The organism is Neobacillus notoginsengisoli (assembly GCF_003515685.1).
Taxonomy (GTDB): domain Bacteria; phylum Bacillota; class Bacilli; order Bacillales; family Cytobacillaceae; genus Bacillus_D; species Bacillus_D notoginsengisoli.
This window is the reverse complement of record NZ_QWEG01000006.1, coordinates 22,909-46,602: the sequence shown is the minus strand read 5'-3', so window position 1 is coordinate 46,602 and position 23,694 is coordinate 22,909. Positions and strand designations below refer to the sequence as shown.

The 23,694-nt window shown below is 46.7% G+C and carries 18 protein-coding genes, 1 other RNA gene and 1 other annotated feature; of the genes, 16 read left to right on the top strand and 3 right to left on the bottom strand.

Annotated elements, in window-relative coordinates; all coding sequences use genetic code 11:
* Window position 1 precedes the first annotated feature (1 nt).
* Window positions 2–670 carry a DUF421 domain-containing protein gene (locus D1B31_RS10425; protein WP_118920728.1) on the top strand — a complete coding sequence of 223 codons (669 nt, stop codon included), beginning with the start codon at window positions 2–4 and terminating at the stop codon, window positions 668–670.
* 42 nt (window positions 671–712) lie between these two features.
* Here D1B31_RS10425 and spoVB read toward each other — a convergent pair whose 3' ends face one another.
* Window positions 713–2,275, bottom strand: coding sequence for a stage V sporulation protein B (gene spoVB / locus D1B31_RS10420; protein ID WP_118920727.1), 1,563 nt, complete (start codon window positions 2,273–2,275; stop codon window positions 713–715).
* Window positions 2,276–2,390: 115 nt separating this feature from the next.
* On the opposite strand from spoVB, the gene D1B31_RS10415 reads away from it, so the two are divergent.
* From D1B31_RS10415 to dtd, 6 genes are all read left to right on the top strand, one after another.
* Complete coding sequence (locus tag D1B31_RS10415) at window positions 2,391–2,687, top strand: post-transcriptional regulator (RefSeq protein ID WP_118920726.1); 297 nt, start codon at window positions 2,391–2,393, stop codon at window positions 2,685–2,687.
* A 188-nt stretch (window positions 2,688–2,875) separates the two neighbouring features.
* Entirely contained in the window at window positions 2,876–5,140 is a 2,265-nt protein-coding gene (secDF, locus tag D1B31_RS10410) for a protein translocase subunit SecDF (RefSeq protein WP_118920725.1), read from the top strand.
* 83 nt (window positions 5,141–5,223) lie between these two features.
* A complete protein-coding gene (gene recJ / locus D1B31_RS10405; protein ID WP_118920724.1) occupies window positions 5,224–7,587 on the top strand; it encodes a single-stranded-DNA-specific exonuclease RecJ in 2,364 nt (787 codons plus the stop codon).
* Window positions 7,578–8,090: an adenine phosphoribosyltransferase gene (locus D1B31_RS10400; RefSeq protein ID WP_118920723.1), complete on the top strand. Its 513-nt coding sequence runs from the start codon at window positions 7,578–7,580 to the stop codon at window positions 8,088–8,090. Before recJ ends, D1B31_RS10400 begins: the two co-directional genes overlap by 10 nt.
* 378 nt (window positions 8,091–8,468) lie before the next feature.
* Entirely contained in the window at window positions 8,469–10,667 is a 2,199-nt protein-coding gene (locus tag D1B31_RS10395; RefSeq protein WP_118920722.1) for a RelA/SpoT family protein, read from the top strand.
* Window positions 10,668–10,741: 74 nt separating this feature from the next.
* Window positions 10,742–11,185 (top strand): D-aminoacyl-tRNA deacylase, encoded by a 444-nt coding sequence (dtd, locus tag D1B31_RS10390; RefSeq protein WP_118920721.1) that lies wholly within the window; start codon window positions 10,742–10,744, stop codon window positions 11,183–11,185.
* 69 nt (window positions 11,186–11,254) lie between these two features.
* Here dtd and D1B31_RS10385 read toward each other — a convergent pair whose 3' ends face one another.
* The gene (locus tag D1B31_RS10385; RefSeq protein WP_118920720.1) at window positions 11,255–12,979 is read right to left on the bottom strand and encodes an N-acetylmuramoyl-L-alanine amidase family protein; all 1,725 of its coding nucleotides are present in this window, start codon (window positions 12,977–12,979) and stop codon (window positions 11,255–11,257) included.
* 168 nt (window positions 12,980–13,147) lie between these two features.
* Between D1B31_RS10385 and D1B31_RS24615 the strand changes: the two genes are divergently transcribed.
* The 5 genes from D1B31_RS24615 (at window position 13,148) to D1B31_RS10365 (ending at window position 18,552) form a co-directional block, all read left to right on the top strand.
* Entirely contained in the window at window positions 13,148–13,324 is a 177-nt protein-coding gene (locus tag D1B31_RS24615; RefSeq protein WP_192894767.1) for a hypothetical protein, read from the top strand.
* An 82-nt stretch (window positions 13,325–13,406) separates the two neighbouring features.
* Window positions 13,407–13,638, top strand: a binding site (T-box leader).
* Window positions 13,639–14,037: 399 nt separating this feature from the next.
* Window positions 14,038–15,297 carry a histidine--tRNA ligase gene (hisS, locus tag D1B31_RS10380; RefSeq protein ID WP_118920719.1) on the top strand — a complete coding sequence of 420 codons (1,260 nt, stop codon included), beginning with the start codon at window positions 14,038–14,040 and terminating at the stop codon, window positions 15,295–15,297.
* Between the two features lie 24 nt (window positions 15,298–15,321).
* Window positions 15,322–17,100, top strand: a complete 1,779-nt coding sequence (aspS, locus tag D1B31_RS10375) for an aspartate--tRNA ligase (RefSeq protein WP_118920718.1) — start codon at window positions 15,322–15,324, stop codon at window positions 17,098–17,100.
* 117 nt (window positions 17,101–17,217) lie between these two features.
* Window positions 17,218–17,404, top strand: a non-coding RNA gene (gene ssrS, locus D1B31_RS10370) — 6S RNA.
* 374 nt (window positions 17,405–17,778) lie between these two features.
* Complete coding sequence (locus D1B31_RS10365) at window positions 17,779–18,552, top strand: tRNA threonylcarbamoyladenosine dehydratase (RefSeq protein ID WP_118920717.1); 774 nt, start codon at window positions 17,779–17,781, stop codon at window positions 18,550–18,552.
* A 122-nt stretch (window positions 18,553–18,674) separates the two neighbouring features.
* Here the strand turns inward: D1B31_RS10365 and D1B31_RS10360 are convergent, their stop codons facing one another.
* Window positions 18,675–19,943, bottom strand: coding sequence for a replication-associated recombination protein A (locus tag D1B31_RS10360; RefSeq protein ID WP_118920951.1), 1,269 nt, complete (start codon window positions 19,941–19,943; stop codon window positions 18,675–18,677).
* Between the two features lie 172 nt (window positions 19,944–20,115).
* On the opposite strand from D1B31_RS10360, the gene D1B31_RS10355 reads away from it, so the two are divergent.
* The 4 genes from D1B31_RS10355 (at window position 20,116) to mnmA (ending at window position 23,593) form a co-directional block, all read left to right on the top strand.
* Window positions 20,116–20,790: a YczE/YyaS/YitT family protein gene (locus D1B31_RS10355; RefSeq protein ID WP_118920716.1), complete on the top strand. Its 675-nt coding sequence runs from the start codon at window positions 20,116–20,118 to the stop codon at window positions 20,788–20,790.
* Window positions 20,787–21,206, top strand: a complete 420-nt coding sequence (cymR, locus tag D1B31_RS10350) for a cysteine metabolism transcriptional regulator CymR (protein ID WP_118920715.1) — start codon at window positions 20,787–20,789, stop codon at window positions 21,204–21,206. Before D1B31_RS10355 ends, cymR begins: the two co-directional genes overlap by 4 nt.
* Before the next feature lie 43 nt (window positions 21,207–21,249).
* Window positions 21,250–22,392: a cysteine desulfurase family protein gene (locus D1B31_RS10345; protein WP_118920714.1), complete on the top strand. Its 1,143-nt coding sequence runs from the start codon at window positions 21,250–21,252 to the stop codon at window positions 22,390–22,392.
* An 82-nt stretch (window positions 22,393–22,474) separates the two neighbouring features.
* Window positions 22,475–23,593 (top strand): tRNA 2-thiouridine(34) synthase MnmA, encoded by a 1,119-nt coding sequence (gene mnmA / locus D1B31_RS10340; RefSeq protein ID WP_118920713.1) that lies wholly within the window; start codon window positions 22,475–22,477, stop codon window positions 23,591–23,593.
* Window positions 23,594–23,694: the final 101 nt, after the last annotated feature.

Here is a 23,694-nt window from a genome sequence, read left to right as displayed (position 1 = left end):
TATGGCTCATCATTGGGAAATACTCTTTCGGAGCGTCCTGTTATACCTCTTGATTATTGTTACTTTCCGCCTGATGGGGAAAAGAGAAGTAGGCGAACTAAGTGTCATCGATCTTGTGGTTACTATCATGCTGGCTGAGATTGCCTCTATGGCGATTGAAAATACGAAGGATCACCTCATTCATACGCTTATTCCCATCATTGCAATTGTTGCTTTGCAAATACTTTTTGCATACATCTCTCTCAAAAGTAAGAGATTCAGGGACTTAATTGACGGAAGACCATCCATCATTATCAACAAGGGAACGATTGATGAAAAGGCAATGAAAAAGCAGCGGTATAATTTTGATGATCTGCTCGTCCAACTCCGTGAGAAAAATATAAGAAATATCTCGGACGTTGAATTTGCGATACTGGAGACATCCGGAAAGCTGTCTGTTTTCAAAAAGGAACCCCAGCAAGCAAAGAAGAAAAAGTCAAATCAAGGTGACATTACAATGCCGCTCATTATTGACGGATTTATACAGGAAGAAAATTTAAAGAGAATTAACAAAACAAGTTCCTGGCTCAAGCAGGAGCTAAAAAAACTGGGTGCCCCGCAGATTGAAGGAGTTTCTTTTTGCAGCTATGACAAAGGTGAATTTTACATCGATAAGAGTGATAAAAAATAAGGCTGACAGTTTTTACTGCCGGCCTTTTTCTTTTATAGGGGTTTATCTGAATGAAATCCTCGCAAGAAAACCGCCTACAATTGGAATTTTCTTCAGCTCACCTGGCCTGATCAGCTTCAGGAATAAAACGAGAAGCAAGTAGACGGTTCCCATGCAAAAAACAGTTAATAAAACCCTGTTTACTAAAGGGGCGGTGGAATACATATTTGTATAGAGGTACGAACCGAATAAACCCGACAAACCGATTGCCAGAAATGCTTTTGCATACTCCATAAAATAAAATGAAAAAGAAATCCTTTTTAGAACTGTTGCAAAATGGAGCATCGTTACTAATACGAAGCCTGTAATAATCCCAAGGGCCGCGCCATTTATTCCAAAAGCAGGCTGGGAAGCAAGGAGGAAAATGACGGCAGTTTTCACGACTGAACCAATCAAGCTGTTGAACATGGCAGCCCGGGCGAGATTTAATGCCTGCAATGCGGCCTGGAGAGGCCCTTGATAATAGTAAAACAAAAAGAAGGGTGCCATAATCTGGATGAAGTGGGCGCCATTTTCCGATCCATACATTAAAAGCATCAACGGTTTTGCAAGGACATATAACACAACTACGGCTATACCGCCGGTCAGAAAGGACAGCCTCAAAGATTGCTGGAGGCGGTGCTCGATTAAACGGGTGTCATTTTTTGAGTTCGCTTCACTGATAGCCGGAACGAGAGATGTGGCAAGTGAATACGTGATAAATGATGGAAGGAGCAGCAGGGGCATGGCAAAACCGGTCAATGCCCCATATTGTTTCGTCGCTACAGCCGCAGCCACCCCGGCAATCCCTAGGCTGTGTGAAACGACAATCGGTTCGAAAAACCACGAAATGGAGCCAATCAGCCTGCTCCCAGTTGTAGGGACGGCTACACTCATCAATTCACGGAAAGGCTGCCTCCCGGTACGAACAAATTTAAAAAAGTCCTTTCTCAAGCGAAACTTCTTCTTGAGCTTGAAAGTTGTCAGTAAATAAATAAAGGAGACAACCTCTCCGATTACCGCCGAGAGCATCGCCCCCGCTGCGGCATATTCGATTCCATAAGGCAAAAAAGCTTTTGTCATCACAGCAATAAGGACAATTCTAAAAAATTGTTCAAGAATTTGCGAGTAGGCGGCCGGCTTCATATTTTGCCTGCCCTGAAAATACCCCCTTAACACGGAGGATACAGCAATGACCGGCACAACAGGAGCAATGGCGATTAAAGGATAATATGTCCTGTTGTCCGTAAATAAGGTTTCTGCTAGCCATGGGGCGAGAAGGATGAGTGCAGGCGTGAAAATGGCTGATAAAGTCAAAGTAGTCGCGAGCGAGACAACGAGTATTGTTTTTATTTTGCCATATTCGCCGCGTGCCTCCGCCTCTGCGATCGTTTTAGAAATGGCAACCGGCAGGCCGAATTGGGTAATCGTAATGACAAGGACTAAGGAGGGATAAGCCATCATATAAAGCCCGACGCCTTCTTCCCCTATGAATCTCGCAATTGCAATCCTGTTTATAAAACCGAGGATTCTCGTTATAAAGCCTGCCAGAAGCAGGATCGCTGTCCCTTTTAAAAACTTCGACATCCGTTTCCCACCTTCTCAAAATAGTGGATTTCATATACAATTAACTATATGCATCGTAATGGACAAACAGACACATGGAGCGTGTAAAAAGACAAACTGTAACGGGAGGGGCAAAATGGAGAATAGACATCTTTTCGACCGGTACCGAGGGACACTTGCGCCATTCCTCCAGAGTAAATTGGAGGAGTTCCGCCTGCTTGGGAATAATTCCATTTCCGGGGAGGATCTTTGGGGATATCTCATTCATAAAAAATGGAGGAAGGTCAAGGAGGAAAAACAGCTCCATCAAATTGTTCAGGATGTCTTGTCTGTGAAGATGAGTGATTTTATCAGTTATGCAACAATTGAAACATATAAGGAATCCCCTTTTTCTTTTGATAATGAGGAAGATTGGAAAGAGCTGCTGAAGTAATCCACGCCACTCGGCTCCGCTTTCACTGCGGAGCCTTTCTTGTGGTTTTAGGGCAGCCAAACTTGAATGTTTTCTTTTCGTGATGTTACCATTATCAAATTGACAGGGAAATCTTGATAATACATAATGAAAATATTGACATTGAAGCAATGGTTTTAGCTGTGAGGAATTGAAGGAGGAACGACAGAATGGTTAAGCGCAACAGGATCGTGGCATTTTTTCTTATCATACTCGTTGTCGGGGGCATCATCGGTGCCACATCGAAAAACATCTTGAACAATATTAAACTCGGCCTGGATCTCCAAGGCGGTTTTGAAATTCTTTATAAGGTGGAGCCGGCAAAGAAAGGGCAGAAAATTGACAAGACTGCACTGGCAAGTACGGCTGAAGCGCTTGATAAACGGATTAACGTGCTTGGCGTCAGCGAGCCGAACATCCAGGTTGAAGGGACAGACAGGATCAGGGTCCAACTTGCGGGCGTGACCGATCAGGCACAAGCGCGTGAAATCCTTTCAACCGAAGCCAATTTAAGCTTCAGGGACTTTAACGACGAGGTGATGTTGGACGGAACGGACCTTGTTGAAGGCGGCGCAAAGCAATCGTTTGATGAGAACAACAATCCGAGTGTTTCCCTGAAACTGAAAAGTGCCGACAAGTTCAGGAAAGTAACGGAAGATATCCTTAATAAAGCACCAAATAATGTCCTTGTCATCTGGCTTGATTTTGAAGAAGGGAAGGATTCCTTCAAGGAAGAAGTCACGAAGGAAACTCCTGGTTTCCTTTCTGCTCCGAGTGTTTCAAAAGTGCTCAACACAAACTCAGTGCAGATTACCGGGAAATTCACTCCCGAAGAAGCAACAACGCTTGCGAACTTGCTGAATGCCGGTGCCCTGCCGGTCAAACTGACTGAAATTTATTCTACTTCAGTCGGAGCGAAATTTGGGGAGCAGGCAATGGATAAAACAATCTTTGCCGGTCTAGTCGGAATCTTTGCGATTTTTGCTTTCATGATTGGCTACTACAGATTTCCAGGCTTTATCGCTACCATCACGCTGACTTTTTATATGTTCCTGACATTACTGATTTTTGATTGGCTGAATGTGGTCCTGACGCTTCCGGGGATAGCGGCCCTCATTCTCGGCGTCGGGATGGCTGTTGACGCGAATATTATTACGTACGAACGAATTAAAGAGGAAATTAAAGTTGGCAAATCAATCAAAGCTGCTTTTAAGGCTGGGAATGAAAACTCCCTTTCAGCCATTACCGATGCCAACCTGACAACCCTGCTTGCCGCTGCGGTGCTTTTCTTTTATGGGACAAGCTCGGTTAAGGGGTTTGCAACTAGCCTGATCATTGGTATTCTTGGCAGCTTCTTTACGAATGTATATGTTTCTAGATGGCTGCTTGGCCTCTGGGTGAACAGCGGGTTCATGAAAAACAAGCCGGGCTGGTTCGGGGTGAAAAGAGAACAGATTTACAGCCTATCTGATAACATGGACACACTTGACTTGCCAACAAAGTTCGACCGTTTCGATTTTGTTAAAAACCGCCGTGCATTTTTCACCGCTTCGGCTGCCATTGTCGCTGTTGGCATTATCATCCTCCTTGTTTTAAGGATGAATCTGGGCATTGACTTCACGAGTGGTACGAGGGTGGAAATTCTTTCGAACGCCCCTCTGACTGCGGAAAAGGTTTCAAGTGAATTGAAAAAAGCCGGTTTTGAAACAGACGATATTGTTATTTCCGGCGAAAAGAAAAACATTGGCGTTGCCAGGTTCAAAGATGACTTTTCGAAGGAAGAAGTAACAAAGCTTAAAGCGGAAATGCATAAAACATTCGGGGAAGACCCGACAGTTAACAGTGTTTCCCCAACTGTAGGGAAGGAATTGGCAAAAAATGCGATGAAAGCCCTCCTCATTGCGTCACTTGGCTTGATCGTATTTGTTGCATTCCGATTTGAACTTCCGATGGGAGTTTCGGCAATCATCGCGCTTCTGTTCGCAGCGTTCTTCATCTTCCCGTTCTTCAGTGTGATCAGATGGGAAGTGGACATTACCTTTATCGCCGCTGTCTTAACAGTTGTTGGTTATGCGATCAATGATACGATTGTCACCTTTGACCGGATGAGGGAAAACATGCAGAAACGCCGCAGGCTGAAAACATCCCAGGAAATTGCGGATGTTGTAAATACAAGTATCAGGCAAACATTGGGTCGTTCCGTCAACACGGTCATGACGGTTGCCTTTACGGTTGTTGCGTTGCTCCTTCTGGGAAGTGAGTCAATTCAAAGCTTTTCACTCGCTCTTCTAGTTGGCCTGATTGTCGGGACGTATTCGTCGATTTTCATTGCCGCTCAGATTTGGGTTGAATGGAAGAACAAGGAACTTAAGAAAAAAGGCGTGCTCATTACGTATAAGGAAAAGAAACGCTATAATGATCAACCGCAAGTTTAACCGCAGATTCTTTGCGGTTTCTTTTTTTTCGTTGTGCTGGTTTTCGCTCTCCTGTATAATGGAAAAGTTGAGGGGTGAACGCTTTGTTAAACTCGAAAACGAGATGGATTGTTCGTGAATCCAATGATGTTCTTGCGGATCGTTTGGCGGCGGAGCTGAATATTTCCCGCCTTGTTTCTTTGATGCTCGTTAACCGGGGGCTGGACACTGTTGAAGCCGCGCGGTCTTTTTTGTTTAGCGGTGCAGAGTTCCACGACCCGTTTTTATTGAAAGGTATGGATACCGCGGTTGAGCGGATTAAGTGGGCGATTTCCGCACAAGAACCGATTTTGATATATGGGGATTATGATGCGGATGGTGTGAGTAGCACAACGGTCCTGATGATGGCGCTCCGGGCTCTAGGGGCGAAAGTAGATTTTTACATACCGGATCGTTTTACTGAAGGCTATGGACCCAATGAAGCTGCGTTCAAAAGAGCGGCTGATCGAGGAATAAAATTAATTATCACTGTTGATACAGGTATCTCCGGCATCCATGAGGCCGATGTTGCGCGTGAGTTAGGGATGGATTTGATCATTACAGACCACCATGAGCCTGGACCAGTCCTTCCAGAAGCCCTTGCGATCATCCATCCGAAGCTGCCGGAGAGCAATTATCCATTTCGTGAGCTTGCCGGTGTAGGCGTTGCCTTTAAGCTAGCGCACGCCCTTTACGGGTTCGTACCAGAACATTTACTTGAAATAGCAGTGATTGGTACGATTGCTGACCTCGTTTCTCTGACGGGAGAAAACAGGCTGATTGCAAAAAAGGGAATTGAAAAGCTTAAAGGAACGAGTAACATCGGAATAAGAGCCTTGTTCCGGCATGCTGGTGTTGAACCTCGTACAGTGAATGAGGAAACAATCGGTTTTTCACTGGCACCAAGAATCAATGCAGTAGGCAGGCTCGAACATGCCAGCATGGCCGTGAGGCTGCTGCTGACAGAAGACCTTGCCGAAGCGGATTCGCTAGCAATGGAAATGGACGGGCTGAATAAAGAGCGGCAGGCAATTGTTCAGGAAATTACGGCTGAGGCGATTGAACAGGTGGAGCGGGATTTTCCTCCCGAATCCAATAAGGTTCTTGTTGTCGGCAATGAAGGCTGGAACGCTGGAGTGATCGGCATTGTAGCTTCCAGGTTAGTCGAAAAATTTTACAGGCCAGTCATTATTCTTAGTTTTGACAGCGAAAAGGGCCTTGCTAAAGGGTCTGCCAGGAGTATTCCGGGATTCGACTTGTACAAGAATCTTTCCGAGTGCCGGGATATCCTTCCCCATTTCGGAGGGCATCCGATGGCCGCGGGAATGACGCTAAAGATGGCCGATGTTGTTTCATTACGTGAACGGCTGAATCTTCTCGCTGAGGAAAAAATGAAACCCGATGATTTTATACCAGTTCTCCAGCTTGATGCGGACATATCAATTAAAGAAGTAGATCTTGCCGTACTCGAGCAACTGTCAATGCTAGCCCCGTTCGGCATGGATAATCCAAAGCCAAGGTTTGCTATTGAAGAAGCAGGCGTTTCTACTCTCCGGAGGATTGGCAGTGATAACAGCCATTTAAAACTGACGTTAAAAGATGAAGACTCTCTACTGGACGGAATCGGATTCGGACTTGGCTCGCTCTTTGACCATATTTCGCCATCTTCAAAGCTTTCTATTGCTGGTGAGCTTTCCATCAACGAATGGAACAACATCAGGAAACCTCAAATAATGGTCCAGGATATTGCGATTAGAGACTGGCAGCTTTTTGATTTTCGGGGAATCCGGACACTCCGGTCACTTCCAGGAAAGCTTCCTTTAGTGAAGAAAAAATATATTGTTTTTGATGAAGAATCATTGAGTGCTATTGTACAGGAAGAAGACGATGAAATTTTGTTCATTCCTAACCATTCGGCCGCAAGGGATGCAATGCTTGAATGGGAGAATGTGGTACTTGTGGACATGCCCCCGTCTCGGGAGGTTCTTGAAACTCTTCTGCAAGGAAAAAAACCGGCAAGGCTTTATGCCGTCCTTTACAAAGAGACAAGTGACTTTTTCAGTACAATCCCAAGCAGGGATCACTTTAAGTGGTTCTATGCTTTTCTTCTAAAAAATTCACCGTTTGATTATGTTCGGTATGGAAGCCAGCTTGCAAAGAAGAGAGGCTGGTCAAAAGAAACAATTGATTTCATGTCCGAAGTGTTTTTTGAGCTAGAGTTTGTTACAATAACAAATGGATTGATTTCAATAAAAAAACCTGCATCAAAACGCGACCTGACCGAATCTGAAACGTATCAGGAAAAGCATGCGCAAATTGCTCTTGAAAAGGATCTACTTTATTCGTCGTACGAGCAGCTATTGAGCTTGTTCAGAAAAATCCTTCAGGAGCCTGTTGAAAATGAGGAGGCACTAAAAGAATGGATTTAAAAAAATATGTGACGATTGTTCCCGATTGGCCTAAGCCAGGCATTAACTTTAAAGATATTACGACTCTGATGGATAACGGGGAAGCGTATAAATACGCGACAGACCAAATTGTGGACTATGCGCGCGAAAAAGAAATCGATCTTATCGTCGGTCCGGAAGCCCGGGGTTTCATCATTGGATGTCCGGTCGCCTATTCTCTCGGAATTGGCTTTGCGCCTGTCAGGAAGGAAGGCAAGCTGCCCCGTGAAACAATTAAAGTTAGCTACGGGCTTGAATATGGCAAGGACGTTCTTACGATTCATAAGGATGCGATTAAGCCTGGTCAGCGTGTGCTGATTACCGATGACCTTTTGGCAACAGGAGGAACAATCGAAGCTACGATTAAGTTAGTAGAGGGACTCGGCGGCATTGTGGCGGGAATCGCCTTTTTGATTGAGCTGACTTATCTTGACGGCCGTAAGAAACTTGAAGGCTATGACATTTTGACATTGATGCGCTATTAAGCAAAGGGAGCACTCATCCGGGTGCTCTCTTGATTTTATTCACAGTGTTCCATATAAAAACGGAATGACTCAATAGGTAGCTATGGTAAAATAAAGACCGTACCATTGATAAATGGATAAATAGTGGGGAATAATGGATAAAATGCGTCGTTGGGAAAGAATTTTCGACATATTTCTTTATTTCCCTGAAAAATCCTTTCCTATCTCTTTACATCTCCTCCTTTTTTCTCGATAATAGGTACAATCATTCTAATTTTATTGGCTATTTGCAAGATTGAGTAAGCCGACTTGATTATATAACCGGGACAAGAGCCGTCTTTGAATTGGGCGCTTGTAAGACCGGCATTCTTTTATCCATTATGAAATAAAGGTGATTTTATGGCGAATGATTCAGTCCTGACCGCCGAACAAGTCATCGACAAGACCAAGGCCTATTTGAACGATGAGCATGTTGCCCTTGTGAAGAAAGCTTACGAGTATGCAGCCTGGGCCCATCGTGACCAATTCCGGAAGTCCGGCGAACCGTATATCATCCATCCAATTCAGGTGGCAGGCATTCTTGCAGACCTAGAGATGGATCCTGCTACGGTTGCGGCCGGTTTCCTCCATGATGTCGTTGAAGACACGGCTGTCACCCTTAAGGATATTGAGGCAGCTTTCAATGATGAGGTGGCTATGCTTGTTGATGGCGTGACGAAGCTGGGCAAAATTAAATATAAATCGCATGAGGAACAGCAGGCGGAAAACCACCGGAAAATGTTCGTAGCAATGGCCCAGGATATCAGGGTTATTCTGATTAAACTGGCGGATCGCCTGCACAATATGAGGACCTTGAAGCATCTTCCATTTGAAAAACAGCAGAGGATTGCTAATGAAACCTTGGAGATTTTTGCCCCGCTAGCCCACAGGCTCGGTATTTCAAAAATTAAATGGGAGCTTGAGGATACCGCGTTAAGGTATCTAAATCCGCAGCAATACTACCGGATTGTCAATCTCATGAAAAGGAAGCGTGCGGAACGCGAACAGTACTTGGACGACGTGATTGATGAGGTCAGGGATAGGGTCAGCGAAGTATCCATCAAGGCGGAAATCTCGGGCCGTCCGAAGCATATATACAGTATTTATCGGAAGATGATCCTTCAGAACAAGCAATTCAGTGAGATATATGATTTGCTCGCAGTCAGGATTGTTGTGAACAGCATCAAGGATTGTTACGCAGTGCTCGGCATTATCCACACCTGCTGGAAACCAATGCCCGGCCGCTTTAAGGATTATATTGCAATGCCGAAGCCGAATATGTACCAGTCTCTCCATACAACTGTCATCGGGCCTAAAGGGGATCCGCTTGAAGTACAAATCAGAACGGTCGAAATGCATAGGATTGCCGAATTCGGGATTGCCGCCCACTGGGCATATAAGGAAGGAAAAAACCTCAGTGAAAGTGCATCCTTTGATCAAAAACTGACATGGTTCAGGAATATCCTTGAATTCCAGAATGATACGGCTAATGCTGAAGAATTTATGGAATCGCTCAAAATAGATTTGTTTTCGGATATGGTGTTTGTGTTTACACCGAAGGGCGATGTCATCGAATTGCCTTCGGGTTCGGTGCCGATTGATTTTGCTTACCGGATTCACTCAGAAATTGGGAATAAGACGATCGGGGCCAAGGTCAATGGGAAAATGGTCACGCTGGATTATAAGCTAAAGACGGGCGATATTATCGAAATTTTGACGTCGAAGCATTCCTACGGCCCGAGCCAAGACTGGCTGAAGCTGGCACAGACATCCCAGGCGAAAAATAAAATCCGCCAATTCTTTAAAAAGCAGCGGAAGGACGAAAACGTCGACAAGGGCCGGGAACTGGTTGAAAAAGAAATCCGTGGCATGAATTTTGATTTGAAGGAGATTCTTACGGCTGATAATATCCGCAAAGTGGCTGAAAAGTTCAACTTTATGAATGAAGACGATATGTTCGCCGCGGTGGGTTATAACGGAATCACCGCCCTCCAGGTTGCGAACCGCCTGACAGAAAAATGGAGGAAAAAACGTGATCAGGAGCAGGAGGCAAGCATAGCAAATGCACTGACTGACCTGAAGACTCCGGCTCCAACTGTGAAAAAGAGGGAATCGGGTGTCCGTGTTGCCGGTATTGACAACTTGTTGATTAGGCTGTCAAAGTGCTGTAATCCGGTGCCAGGGGATGAAATTATTGGATTTATTACAAAAGGGCGCGGTGTTTCGGTTCATAGGCAGGACTGCCCGAATATTGATACAACCGAAGACCAATCCAGGCTCATTCCTGTTGAATGGGAATCCTCCTTCAATATCAGGAAAGAATACAATGTTGAAATTGAAATCAACGGATATGACAGGCGTGGCCTGTTGAACGAGGTCCTTCAAGCCGTCAATGAAACGAAGACGAACATTACTGCTGTTTCCGGACGGTCTGATCGGAATAAAATGGCTACCATCAACATGGCAATCTCAATTCATAATGTTAGCCATCTTCAAAAGGTTGTAGACAGAATTAAACAAATTCCTGATATTTATACAGTGAGAAGAATCATGAATTAGGAGTGCGTTTGAAGCGGGCAGGAGAAATGGCTGTCCGCTTTTGTTTTAACTATCAATGTTTAAGGAGTTTCAAGATGAGAGCTGTTGTTCAGAGAAGTAAGGAAGCGAGTGTGACTGTCGAGGGGGAAGTGAAGGGAGCCATTTCGAGCGGCCTTGTCATTCTCCTTGGGGTTACTCATGAAGATACAGAGAAAGATGCCGCATTTTTGGCTGAAAAAATTGCTAATTTACGAATTTATGAAGATGAAGCAGGGAAGATGAACCTTTCATTGCTTGAGGTGGGCGGAGAAGTCCTTTCCGTTTCTCAATTTACCCTTTATGGGGACTGCCGGAAAGGCAGGCGTCCAAATTTTATGGCCGCGGCACGGCCGGAACATGCGAACGAATTATATGAAGTGTTTAACCGGCTGTTGCGTGAAAAGGGGATTAAGGTCGAAACCGGTATTTTCGGGGCGATGATGGATGTCAGCCTCGTAAATGATGGGCCGGTCACTCTTATCCTGGACAGCCGTGCTTAATCATTGGGTTGTAAAAGTGCAAATACAAAAACGAACCCCCGCAGTCGCGTGCACTGGCGGGGGTTTCGTTTACTTGTTTTTGAAATAGCGGGCAAGCCCGTTTACGATGCCATCAGACGCGGCATTCTGGAAATGATTCGTTAAAACTGCCATTTCCTCCTCGGCATTGCTCAAATAACCAAGTTCAATCAAAGCTGCAGCCTGCCGGTTTTCCCGGATGACATGATAGTCACCGTACCGGGCACCCCGGTCTTTGGCCTTTGTCGCATTCGCTGTTGAAACCTGTATTTCTTCAGCAATCTTCTTTTGGTAGGAATGATAGTAGTACGTCGTCATGCCCTTAACAGTGCGGTCAGCATTGGAGTCATAATGGATGCTGATAAAAGCATCCGCGCCATGGTAATGGGCTGCACCAACCCTCGAAGCAAGTGATAAATATGTATCTCGGTCCCTCGTCATCATAACCTTAGCGCCTTTGGCGGAAAGTTTATGGTACAGAGTGTTAGCCGTCCTTAGTGTCAGTGATTTTTCATAAGTCCCTCTTACGCCCGTTGTGCCATTATCGATTCCGCCGTGTCCGGGATCCAAGATGATGACTTTATTTTTTAGGTAGGCATCTCCGCCTTCTTTATTGATTTGCGGGGCTGTCCCGGAAACCTCGACAATCCAGCCGGCAACAAAGCCTGAAACTCCGCCTTTCAACTCTAATTCATACCAGCTGCCAGATAGCTTTTTCACTTTGTATTCAGTGCCCTTGTTTGCCCTCTCAATCACTTTTGAATCGAGGGAAGGTTTCTGCCGGATATTTGTCGCATCGTAAAGAATGACTGCCCGGCTGTCCTTCACCTGCTGGCCTGTCTGGTTGTTCCCGGCAACGCCCTTTTTCAGGTACCACCCGGCAACCCACCCGTATTTTCCTGGAGAAACTTGTATTTTCGCCCAGTTGTTCACTTCTTCAATAATGGTGAATTTCTGCCCCTTGTTAACAGTCGCGATGACTTTTCCATTAAGGGAACCGTGGTTTCTGACACTTAAAGCTGTTGCGGTGACGGTTCCGGTAATTCCACTAGCCAGTCCGGACGGCTGCTGGCTTGTCCCGGCAGAGGACAGGAATTCAGAGCTCACCCAGCCCTTTTTGCCTGAAAAGGCTATTTGGGTCCAGCCGTTTTTCTCCTGCAGGACTTCAACTTTTGTGCCAAGTGTAAGCTTTCCGGCGATGCTTCCTGTCGTTGAAGGGCTTGTCCGCACGTTCAGAATGTCAGCATTGATCGATTTCATCACAACATTCGAAGAGGGCGAAGTGGTAGTTGCTTGCTTGCTCCCGGTTGACTCGGATAGAACGAGGAACTGTGAAGAAACCCAGCCGTTTCCAGTGTTGCTCGAGATCCTTGTCCATTCTTCCGATTTCTCAAGAATTGTGGCAGCCTGTCCTTTTGAGAGATAGCCTGAAATCCCATAATGAGTCCCCGGCCCCTTCCGTATCCTGAGGTTGTCCACAGAAGAGGAGACAGCAACGCTTTGGCTATTTCGGTTTAACAGCCAATTAGCAGCCCAGCCCGTTTCACCCCCGGGCATTTTCACCTCGACCCATTCACCTGATTCAGACAAGACAGTTAAAGCTGTCCCTTTCTTTACTGTTGCGACGATCCGGTAACTTAAGCCTGGCCCGCTGCGGATATTCAGGCTGTCGATCCCCGCGGTAGTAGCCGCTGCGGCAGAAGCTTCCCTTAGGGGCAGCAGTGATCCTGCCAGTAATATGTAGCAGGCCAACAGCAATATGGATGTCTTTTTCATTCTCACCCTCCTTTACCCCATCTATTGTAACTGAAAAGGCAATGGGATTCATTCGGTTTTTTGAAAATTTTCATTTTAAGCATATTAAATAAGGTTGGGAAAAAATATGTTACATTTTCTTGAATATGGGGAGACTATTGAAACAATCGTTTCATGGAGGCGGAAAAGATGAGATTCAGTGATAAAGGCATGCATGCACATTCAGGCGGAAAGGGAGTTTTCGGAGTTAACTTTCACGATTTCATTGAAAGAGAACAACAGGCAACGTCATTCGAGCTGGCCAGCGAATTCGGTTTATCAATGAGAGATGTCCGAAAACTAAAAAAACATCTTGAAAGGTCTTAGTCTCCTATTGACAACCCTTGTTATGCTCATTAATATAAATAGAAAGCGCAAGCGCCTTTTATACCGGCGCTGCCATAATCAGCAAAAACCGATGATGGAGCACAGTAATTAAGCCATAAAACATGGTCAGAGAGGAATTGCCTTGGGCTGGAAGCAATTCTGCATGCAGGTTTAATGAATGAACACTCCGTAGGTTTCTCCCTGAACTGACAGTAGGGGAGAACGTTGCAGGCGTTAACTGTAAAAGAGGAAGCATTGATTTTTAAGCTTCAATTAGGGTGGCACCACGGGAATCCAAAACTCTCGTCCCTTGTTTAGCAATAAACAGGGGAGGGGAGTTTTTTATATTTGTTTTAATTAGTTGATTGAAGCGTAGGGCACCGACTCCGGCGGGATGTAGCGGCAAGGTGGAGACCCCATAAAAAGCGGAAGCGCCCTGGTCAGCCCTGAAAAGCGCTGGAGGGCCTGAAGGAGAAGTCGGTCTTTGACTTCACCTGAAGGACCGAAGCGCCCTCGAGGGGCTAGGCGCTGCAGCTAGCCAAGCAGGCGCTAAAGCGCCGAGGAGGCTCCACTGACGCCCCGCGGAAAGCGTGTGCCTCGTGACAGGCAAAAACCGCCTGTCCCTGCGATGATTAATCGCGGAAGCATTCCTTTGCGAAGTGGAAATCAACAACTATTCCAGACCAATCATACATATTGAAGGAGGCGTCTTTATGGCGATTCATATTCCAAGGGGAACACAGGATATCATGCCCCCAGAGGTGGAAACATGGCACCTGATAGAAGAAGCTGCGAGAAAACTTTGCAGTCTGTACCAATACCAAGAAATCAGGACCCCTATTTTCGAACATACAGAATTATTCAGCCGGGGAGTCGGTGATTCCACAGATATCGTCGAAAAAGAAATGTACAACTTTACAGACCGCGGCGGAAGGAACATGACCCTTAGGCCGGAAGGGACAGCCGCAGTCGTCCGATCATTCGTTGAAAACAAAATGTACGGCAATCCGGACCAGCCGGTAAAGCTCTATTATATGGGGCCGATGTTCAGGTATGAACGCCCGCAGGCAGGGAGGTACCGCCAGTTTGTCCAGTTCGGGATTGAAGCGCTTGGAAGCAATGACCCGGCAATTGACGCGGAAGTCATTTCACTCGCAATGGCTCTTTACCGCGAACTTGGCCTAAAAAAACTGAAACTTGTCTTGAACAGCCTCGGTGATACCGAAAGCCGCAAAGCGCACAGGGAAGCGCTTGTCAGCCACTTCCAGCCAAGGATTGGCGAGTTTTGCGAGGATTGTCAAAAAAGGCTCGAGAAAAATCCATTAAGGATCCTCGATTGCAAAAAAGACAGCGGGCATGAGCTGATGGAAACCGCTCCATCGATAGTGGACTATCTGAACGATAGCTCACGCGCTTATTTTGAAAAAGTGCAGGAATATCTCAAGAAACTTGAGATTCCATTTGAAGTTGACCCGAATCTTGTTCGGGGGCTCGATTATTACAATCACACGGCTTTCGAGATAATGAGTGAAGCGGAAGGTTTCGGGGCTATTACGACTCTTTGCGGCGGAGGCCGTTACAATGGGCTTGCCGAAGAGCTTGGCGGCCCGGAAACACCGGGAATCGGCTTTGCGCTTAGCATTGAGCGTTTCATTGCTGCACTGAAGGCAGAAAAAGTCGAGCTTCCGGTTGAAAGGAAAATTGATTGCTATCTTGTTTCACTCGGTGACCGGGCGAAGGATTATACAGTCGGGCTTCTCCAGGAATTACGCAATGAAGGTATTTCAGCTGAGCGTGATTACCTTGGCAGAAAGCTGAAGGCCCAGTTTAAAGCAGCGGACCGGCTTGGTGCCAGGTTTGTTGCTGTGCTTGGCGATGATGAACTAGAAAAAGGTGTTATCAATCTAAAAAATATGGAAACAGGCGAACAGACGGAGGTCGAATTGGCTTCCTTAGCAAAACAATTTCGGTAACAGCAGGTGTAAGGAGGAAACAGGATGTACGGAAGAAGTTATTATTGCGGGGAAGTACCAGTAACCGCAATTGGTGATAAGGTATTTTTGAAAGGGTGGGTCCAGAAAAGGCGTGACCTTGGCGGACTGATTTTCATTGATTTGCGTGACCGGACTGGCATCGTCCAGGTCGTCTTCAATCCAGACTCTTCAGCGGAGGTTCATAGCATTGCCGAAAAAATCCGCAATGAGTACGTCCTTGATATCCGGGGCACGGTTGTTGCCCGGAACCAAGGGACAATCAATGAAAATATTTCAACTGGCAAAATTGAAATCCATGCCGAGGAAGTTACGATTATCAACGAAGCGAAAACCCCGCCGTTCGTCATTTCGGACCGGACCGATGCTTCAGAGGATGTCCGCCTGAAATACAGGTATTTGGATTTCCGCCGCCCGGTCATTTTTGAGACGCTGAAAATGCGCCATCAAGTGACGAAGGCAATCCGCGATTTTCTCGATGGAGAAGGCTTCCTGGATATTGAGACTCCGATTTTGACAAAAAGCACACCGGAAGGCGCGCGCGACTACTTGGTCCCTAGCCGAGTCCATCCTGGTGAATTCTACGCCCTTCCGCAATCGCCTCAGCTGTTTAAGCAGCTGTTGATGGTCGGCGGAGTGGAACGTTACTATCAGATTGCCCGCTGCTTCCGCGACGAAGACCTCCGGGCTGACAGGCAGCCGGAATTTACGCAAATTGATATTGAAACAAGCTTCATGAGCCAGGACGATATCATCTCTATGATGGAACAAATGATGTCGCGGTTGATGAAGGAAGTAAAGGGAATCAAAATACCAGCGCCATTCCCGCAGATGCGTTATGAGGAAGCGATGGCCCGCTATGGTTCGGACAAGCCGGATACACGCTTTGAAATGGAATTGAAGGACGTCTCTGAAGTTGTTGCTGGCTGTGGGTTCAAAGTGTTTGCCGCTGCAGTAGAAAATGGCGGACAGGTAAAGGCGCTTAATGTAAAAGGCTCAGCGGACAACTATTCCCGGAAGGACATCGACGCACTTGGCGAATTTGCCGGACGCTACGGAGCAAAAGGCCTTGCTTGGCTGAAAGTTGAAGCGGATGGACTAAAAGGTCCAATCGCAAAATTCTTTTCCGCGGAAGAAGCTGAGGCGATTGGTTCTGTGGTTGATGCGGAAGCAGGAGACCTTCTGCTGTTCGTTGCGGATAAAAAATCAGTCGTGGCGGATTCGCTCGGAGCTCTGAGGCTGAAGCTAGGAAAAGAGCTTGGCCTTATTGACCAATCGAAATTTAATTTCCTTTGGATCACGGACTGGCCGCTGCTCGAATATTCCGAAGAAGATGGCCGCTACTATGCAGCCCACCATCCGTTTACAATGCCATTCCGGGAAGATTTGCCTTTGCTTGAAACAGACCCTTCGCAGGTTCGTGCCCAAGCTTATGACCTTGTCTTGAACGGCTATGAGCTCGGTGGGGGATCACTGAGGATTTTTGAACGGGACATCCAGGAAAAAATGTTCGAGGTGCTAGGTTTCAGCCAGGAGGAAGCAAAGGAGCAGTTCGGGTTCCTCCTTGAAGCCTTTGATTACGGTACGCCTCCGCACGGCGGCATTGCCCTTGGCTTAGACAGGTTGGTCATGCTCCTCGCCGGCAGCACGAACCTTCGCGATACAATTGCGTTTCCGAAAACAGCGTCGGCTAGCGACCTTTTGACTGACGCACCGGGTGAGGTCAGCAAAGCACAGCTCGATGAACTGCACCTTGCCTTGAATGTTGAGGAAAAGAGGAAATAAGAAGTTGGGAAACTTGTGTAGATTTTCTCTGAAAGATAGAGTGGAGGAAGATAATGGCATATAGGTTATGCCTTGAAAAAACAAACCCCTCTATGTTATGATGAAGTCAATCAAAGAAGAGTCCTGATGTGTACGTTGCTTTACCTGAATGTTTTGACCGAACATTTTTTTCTTCGGGAGTCTGCGTTTCTCCTGTCGCGTAAATGCCCTTTTCAGGGACTTACAAAGGCAGGGAATAAGACACCCACCTGCTTTATGCGGGCCAAAACGAAGGAAACCTGCGACGGCACGAATTGGGACTCTTCTGTCTGTCTATAAGAATCATAAGATAGCCCCTCGGAATGGATTCCGAGGGGTTTTTTGGTGTCTTTCCAACTGGTCGGCCGCACCCCTTTGATCCGCCTATTTGTGACGAACTTTTGACAGACTCGGATATATTGAAAAAATTATTGATATATGATTAAAATTCTTCGATAAACTGAAAAAATTTTCGATAAGTGGCCCGAATTCTTCGATAAAGTGAAATCTTTGCAAATCACTGGCAGAAAAGCGGCAATCTTCCCCGCAAATTCACTCAATTACAAGATTTGCTTGCTATTAAATGGTGGTTGTTATATATTTTTCGGGTAAAAGAACAATACATCTAATAGGTTAAACCCAAAAATGGAGTGAAGAATAATGCTGCATCAATTTTCACGGAATGAGCTTGCAATTGGCCGGGAAGGCCTGGATATTTTGAAAAACAGTACGGTTGTCGTTCTTGGAATTGGCGGAGTCGGATCATTTTCCGCGGAAGCGCTGGCCCGTTCGGGAGTTGGCCGGCTGATTCTGATCGATAAGGATGTTGTCGATATCACGAACGTGAACAGGCAGGTCATTGCGCTGTTGTCAACGGTCGGAAAATCGAAAGCCGACTTGATGAAAGAGCGGATTGCCGATATTAATCCTGATTGTGAAGCGATTGCCCTTAACATGTTTTATACAGAAGAAACATACGAGGAAGTTTTCGCTTATCAACCTGACTTTGTCATTGATGCGTCCGATACGATTATGTATAAAGTCCATCTGATCAAAGAATGCCTGAAGCGGAACATTCCGCTCATTTCAAGCATGGGGGCGGCCAACAAAATGGACCCGACCCGCTTCCGGATTGCCGACATTTTTAAAACTCATACCGATCCAATCGCCAAGGTGATCAGGACCAAATTGAGGAAGGAAGGAATTAAGAAAGGCATCCCGGTCGTTTTTTCTGATGAAAGCCCGATTGTGATCAGGGAGGATGTTAGGAAAATAGTTGGCAACGACAAGGCTGAAATTAGAAAGGCGCAGATGCCGCCGTCCTCAAACGCATTCGTTCCGTCGGTTGCCGGGCTGATCATGGCAAGCTACGTGGTCCGCGAGCTCTTAAAGGATATCATAATCGAGCGAGTCGCGGATGGCAGTGAAAACTAAACGAAATCCCCCGGGGCATCCGGGGGATTTTTTAGGTTGGGAAATTTTAAAGGTTTTAGCAGTTTTATTAGGACTTTTTGCAAAAAACGCCGCTGATCCGAGTCGAAAACCGGCAAACTTGTTTACTTCCCATTCAGTTTTTCATATACGGACGCATAGGCCTGTTCGAATTTGCTGTTCTTTTTTGGCATATAATACTTTTTGTTTTTAAGCCTATCAGGTAAATATTGCTGGCGGACCCAGCCGGATTCATAATCATGCGGATAGAGGTAATCTATTCCGCGTCCAAGCTCTTTCGCGCCTTTATAGTGGGCATCCTTCAGATGGTCGGGCACTTCGCCTGACACGCCTTTCCGAATGTCCGCAAGAGCCGCGTCAATCGCCAAGTACGCGGAATTAGACTTCGGCGACAAGCAAAGTTCAATGACGGCATTGGCAAGGGGAATCCTCGCTTCCGGAAAACCGATCCGTTCTGCCGTTTCAATTGCCGCTAAAGTTCGGGCGCCCGCCTGCGGGTTGGCAAGGCCAACATCCTCATAGGCAATAACGAGCAGTCTTCGCGCGATGCTCGTCAGGTCCCCCGCTTCAATCAGCCGTCCAAGATAATGCAGTGCAGCGTTGGCATCACTGCCGCGAATGGATTTTTGGAAGCCTGAGAGCACATCGTAATGGGCGTCTCCGTCTTTGTCATGCACAAAGCTTTTCTTCTGAAGGCATTCTTCCGCTGTCGTCAAATCAATATGGACAATCCCAGCCTCATCCGGCTCTGTCGATAGAACGGAAAGTTCAACGGCATTCAGGGCACTGCGGACATCGCCGCCTGATCCTTTTGCAAAATGGTCAAGCGCATCGCTTTTTATTTTTATGTTCATTTTGCCAAAGCCTTGCTCTTCATCTTCCAAGGCTCGGAAAATGGCTTTTTTTATATCATCCGGCTCAAGCGGCTTGAGCTCGAAAATCTGGCAGCGGCTGCGGATTGCCGGGTTTATGCTGTGATATGGATTGCTTGTCGTCGCTCCAATCATTGTGATCATGCCATTTTCCAAAAATGGCAACAGGAAATCCTGCTTGGCTTTATCAAGCCGGTGGACCTCATCAAGCAGAAGAATGACTTTCCCCGACATTTTCGCTTCTGCGGCGACAATTTCCATATCCTTTTTATTGTTTGTAACAGCGTTCAATGTCCTGAAGGCGTAGCGTGTGCTCCCGGCAATTGCGCTTGCGATCGAGGTTTTCCCAATTCCGGGCGGTCCGTAAAGGATCATAGAGGAAAGCTGTTTCGCTTTAACCATCCTTGAAATAATTTTGCCTTCTCCAACGAGATGTTCTTGCCCGCAAATTTCGTCAAGCGTCCGCGGGCGCATCCTGAAGGCAAGCGGTTTTTGCTGCATCATTATCCATCTCTCCAATTGAAAGTCTATTCATTAGTGTATCATGCCAGATGCAGTGCGACCAATCCGGAATCTTGTAGGGATAATGCAAATTGGCTTGCTTTATGCTATAATTTTAAAGCCTATCACTTTACTATGGATTTAATTTTTGCAAAAATAAAGGGGTTTGTTCATGTTTAAAAAAAGAAAGGGACAACTAGGGGCAAGGTTCACGATTTATACGATTGGCCTTTTCATGCTGTCTCTTGGCGTTGTATTTCTTATCAGAAGTGGAGCGGGGGCGTCGCCTTGGGATGTTTTCCATGTAGGCCTGTATATGAACTTTGGCCTGACAGTTGGAAGCTGGACGATCATAGCCGGAATTGCCATCCTGACTGCTTCTGCAATAATTGCTAGAGAATTCCCCCACGTTGGGGCATTTTTAAATATGATTCTAGTCGGTATTTTTATCGACTTGTTTATGCCGTTCATTCAAGAACCGGCTGGCCTGATTGTTGAAGGGTTGATGTTCATAGCCGGCTTGCTCCTGATGGGGTATGGAATGGGCATCTATATTTCTGCAAGTCTTGGCACAGGTCCGAGGGACAGCCTTATGGCGGCCATCATTGAGAAAACTGGCTGGAAGGTCCGCAATGTAAGGGGCGCGATTGAACTCGCCGTACTTCTCATTGGCTGGAAACTGGGCGGGCCGGTCAGCTGGGGGACGATTGCGTTCTGTGCCGCGATTGGACCAATCGCTGGTATTGCCCTCCCCCAGTGCTTTAAAGCGGCAGACACGATTTTAAATAAACTAAAAGCGACAAAGGCGGAGGAAACGGTGCCGATGGATAGGAGTGCGGGAATGTGAGAATATCAACAAAAGGGCGTTACGGATTGACAATTATGATTGAACTTGCGAAAAACCATGGGGAAGGGCCGATGTCCCTTAAGGCGATTGCACAGGCAAATGACTTGTCGGAACATTACTTGGAGCAGCTTGTCGCACCTTTGAGGAATGCCGGACTTGTTAAAAGCATCCGCGGTGCTTACGGCGGATATCTTTTAGGAAGAGAACCGGGAGAAATCACTGCCGGTGACATCATCCGCGTTTTGGAAGGGCCGATTACTCCTGTCGAGGGGATTGAGGATGAAGAACCGGCCAAGCGCGAATTGTGGATTAGGATTCGCGATGCGATCAAGGAAGTTTTAGATAGTACGACACTTGAAGACTTGGCCAATCATTCCGGTGACGAAAGCCAAGATTCTTATATGTTTTATATTTAACGGCAAACTAGTCAGAGACCGCGCTGAATGAAAGGTGAGAGATATGGAACGGATTTACTTGGACCACGCCGCGACAACGCCCATGCATCCGCAAGTGATTGAGAAGATGTCCGAGGTAATGGGGACATTATACGGAAATCCTTCAAGCATCCATTCCTTTGGAAGGGAAGCAAGGCATCAGCTCGATGAAGCGAGGCAAGCCATGGCTTTAAGCATTGGGGCAAAACCAAACGAAATAGTCTTTACGAGCGGCGGCACGGAAGCTGATAACCTCGCGATCCTTGGAGCTGCCAAGGCGTACAGCGACCGCGGCCGGCATATTATCACGACGTCAATCGAACATCACGCCGTTCTGCACGCCTGCCAAAACCTTGAGAAGCAAGGATTCGAGGTAACGTATTTGCCTGTCGATGAGACTGGGAGGGTATCCGTTACAGATGTTGAGCAGGCATTAAGGGACGATACGGTTTTGGTCACGATTATGTACGCGAACAATGAAGTCGGGTCCATCCAGCCGATTGAGGAAATCGGGCAGCTTTTGAAGGAGCACCAGGCATTGTTCCATACAGATGCTGTCCAGGCATATGGTCTCCTAGATTTGGATGTCAAGAAGGCGGGGGTGGACATGCTTTCCGTTTCGGCCCATAAACTAAATGGCCCGAAAGGAACAGGCTTCCTTTTTGCAAAAGAAGGAATAAAACTCTCGCCAAGATTATATGGCGGCGAGCAGGAACGAAAGCGCCGCGCGGGGACGGAAAATCTTGTTTCGATCACTGGATTTATGGAAGCAGTTAAAATCGCCAAAAAAGAGGCTGTTAAAAAATCAGAGCAATACCTGCTTCTGAAAAAGCGGTTTATCCATACGCTAGAGGAAGAAGGGGTTTCCTTCCAGTTGAACGGTACTCTTGATGGCTCGCTGCCTCATATAGTAAACTTAAGTTTTCCGGGAACGAATGTGGAAGCGATGCTGGTGAACCTCGATTTGGCCGGAATCGCGGCATCGAGCGGGTCGGCATGCACAGCTGGAACGGTGGAACCGTCCCATGTCCTCGTTGCGATGTTCGGTAAAGAATCGGAACGGACAGTTAATTCAATCCGTTTCAGCTTCGGGCTCGGCACAACCGAAGAAACGATCAAGACCGCTGCCCGGGAAACAGCAAAAATCGTCAAAAGGCTGCTTAAGTAGTCTTGGCGAAACATATTACAACAGTAACGACTGGCTGAAGCACGGAATTCATTCTGATTTATATAGAAGTGTGGTGAAACCGATGGAAAAGAAAGACCCAAAAGATATAAGAGTCGTTGTCGGCATGTCGGGTGGAGTGGACTCCTCTGTCGCCGCGCTGCTTTTGAAACAGCAAGGCTATGATGTCATTGGCATTTTCATGAAAAACTGGGATGATACCGATGAAAACGGTGTTTGCACGGCAACGGAAGATTACAACGATGTCATTCGCGTCTGCAATCAGATTGGCATACCTTATTACGCGGTCAATTTTGAAAAACAGTACTGGGACAAAGTGTTCACTTACTTCCTTGACGAGTACAAGGCAGGAAGGACTCCGAACCCCGATGTGATGTGCAACAAGGAAATCAAGTTTAAGGCATTCCTTGAGCACGCCATGAATCTGGGTGCGGATTACCTGGCTACCGGCCATTACGCACAAGTGGAATTCAGGGACGGAGAGGTTAAAATGCTTCGCGGCCTTGATGAAAATAAGGACCAGACGTATTTCCTGAATCAGCTGACACAGGCACAGCTTAGCAAGGTCATGTTCCCACTCGGCAGCCTTGAAAAGTCTGACGTCAGAAGAATTGCCACAGAAGCCGGCCTAGCGACGGCAACAAAGAAGGACAGCACCGGAATTTGCTTTATTGGCGAACGGAACTTTAAGGAATTTCTCGGCCAATACTTGCCGGCGCAGCCAGGCAATATGGAAACGATGGACGGAGAAGTGAAAGGCAGGCACGATGGTTTGATGTACTACACGATCGGCCAGCGCCACGGCCTTGGAATTGGTGGCCAAGGTGAACCTTGGTTCGTGATGGGCAAAGATTTAAAGCGGAATGTCCTTTACGTCGGTCAAGGCTTTCATAATGACTTGCTCTATTCGGATTCGATTTTTGCCGATAATGTCAGCTGGGTTTCCGATACAACCAAGCCTAAGGAATTTGACTGCACGGCAAAATTCAGATACCGCCAGGCTGACAGCGATGTGACGGTCCGGATATTGGAAGGAAACAGGGTACAGGTCCTGTTCCACGAACCGATCCGTGCAGTAACACCCGGCCAGGCAGTTGTATTCTACGATGGAGACGAATGCCTCGGCGGCGGCACGATAGACGATGTTTACAGAAATGGCAACAAGCTTGAGTATGTAGGATAAAAATAGTACCCGGCTCCCGTTTTTCAGGAGAGTCGGGTATTCTTTTTTTTAAAGGGGTTTTGCGGAGGAAATTCTGAGAAAAACTCGTTTGGAATATGGTA

Excerpts from the sequence above, each read along its gene's own strand:
- D1B31_RS10345 (WP_118920714.1), top strand. The coding sequence starts at position 21,250 with ATGGAACGGATTTACTTGGACCACGCCGCGACAACGCCCATGCATCCG.
- mnmA (WP_118920713.1), top strand. The coding sequence starts at position 22,475 with ATGGAAAAGAAAGACCCAAAAGATATAAGAGTCGTTGTCGGCATGTCG.
- D1B31_RS10425 (WP_118920728.1), top strand. The coding sequence starts at position 2 with ATGGCTCATCATTGGGAAATACTCTTTCGGAGCGTCCTGTTATACCTC.
- D1B31_RS10355 (WP_118920716.1), top strand. The coding sequence starts at position 20,116 with ATGTTTAAAAAAAGAAAGGGACAACTAGGGGCAAGGTTCACGATTTAT.
- D1B31_RS10385 (WP_118920720.1), bottom strand. The coding sequence starts at position 12,979 with ATGAAAAAGACATCCATATTGCTGTTGGCCTGCTACATATTACTGGCA.
- D1B31_RS24615 (WP_192894767.1), top strand. The coding sequence starts at position 13,148 with ATGAGATTCAGTGATAAAGGCATGCATGCACATTCAGGCGGAAAGGGA.
- D1B31_RS10360 (WP_118920951.1), bottom strand. The coding sequence starts at position 19,943 with ATGCAGCAAAAACCGCTTGCCTTCAGGATGCGCCCGCGGACGCTTGAC.
- dtd (WP_118920721.1), top strand. The coding sequence starts at position 10,742 with ATGAGAGCTGTTGTTCAGAGAAGTAAGGAAGCGAGTGTGACTGTCGAG.
- D1B31_RS10400 (WP_118920723.1), top strand. The coding sequence starts at position 7,578 with ATGGATTTAAAAAAATATGTGACGATTGTTCCCGATTGGCCTAAGCCA.
- aspS (WP_118920718.1), top strand. The coding sequence starts at position 15,322 with ATGTACGGAAGAAGTTATTATTGCGGGGAAGTACCAGTAACCGCAATT.
- D1B31_RS10395 (WP_118920722.1), top strand. The coding sequence starts at position 8,469 with ATGGCGAATGATTCAGTCCTGACCGCCGAACAAGTCATCGACAAGACC.
- spoVB (WP_118920727.1), bottom strand. The coding sequence starts at position 2,275 with ATGTCGAAGTTTTTAAAAGGGACAGCGATCCTGCTTCTGGCAGGCTTT.
- secDF (WP_118920725.1), top strand. The coding sequence starts at position 2,876 with ATGGTTAAGCGCAACAGGATCGTGGCATTTTTTCTTATCATACTCGTT.
- hisS (WP_118920719.1), top strand. The coding sequence starts at position 14,038 with ATGGCGATTCATATTCCAAGGGGAACACAGGATATCATGCCCCCAGAG.
- D1B31_RS10365 (WP_118920717.1), top strand. The coding sequence starts at position 17,779 with ATGCTGCATCAATTTTCACGGAATGAGCTTGCAATTGGCCGGGAAGGC.
- D1B31_RS10415 (WP_118920726.1), top strand. The coding sequence starts at position 2,391 with ATGGAGAATAGACATCTTTTCGACCGGTACCGAGGGACACTTGCGCCA.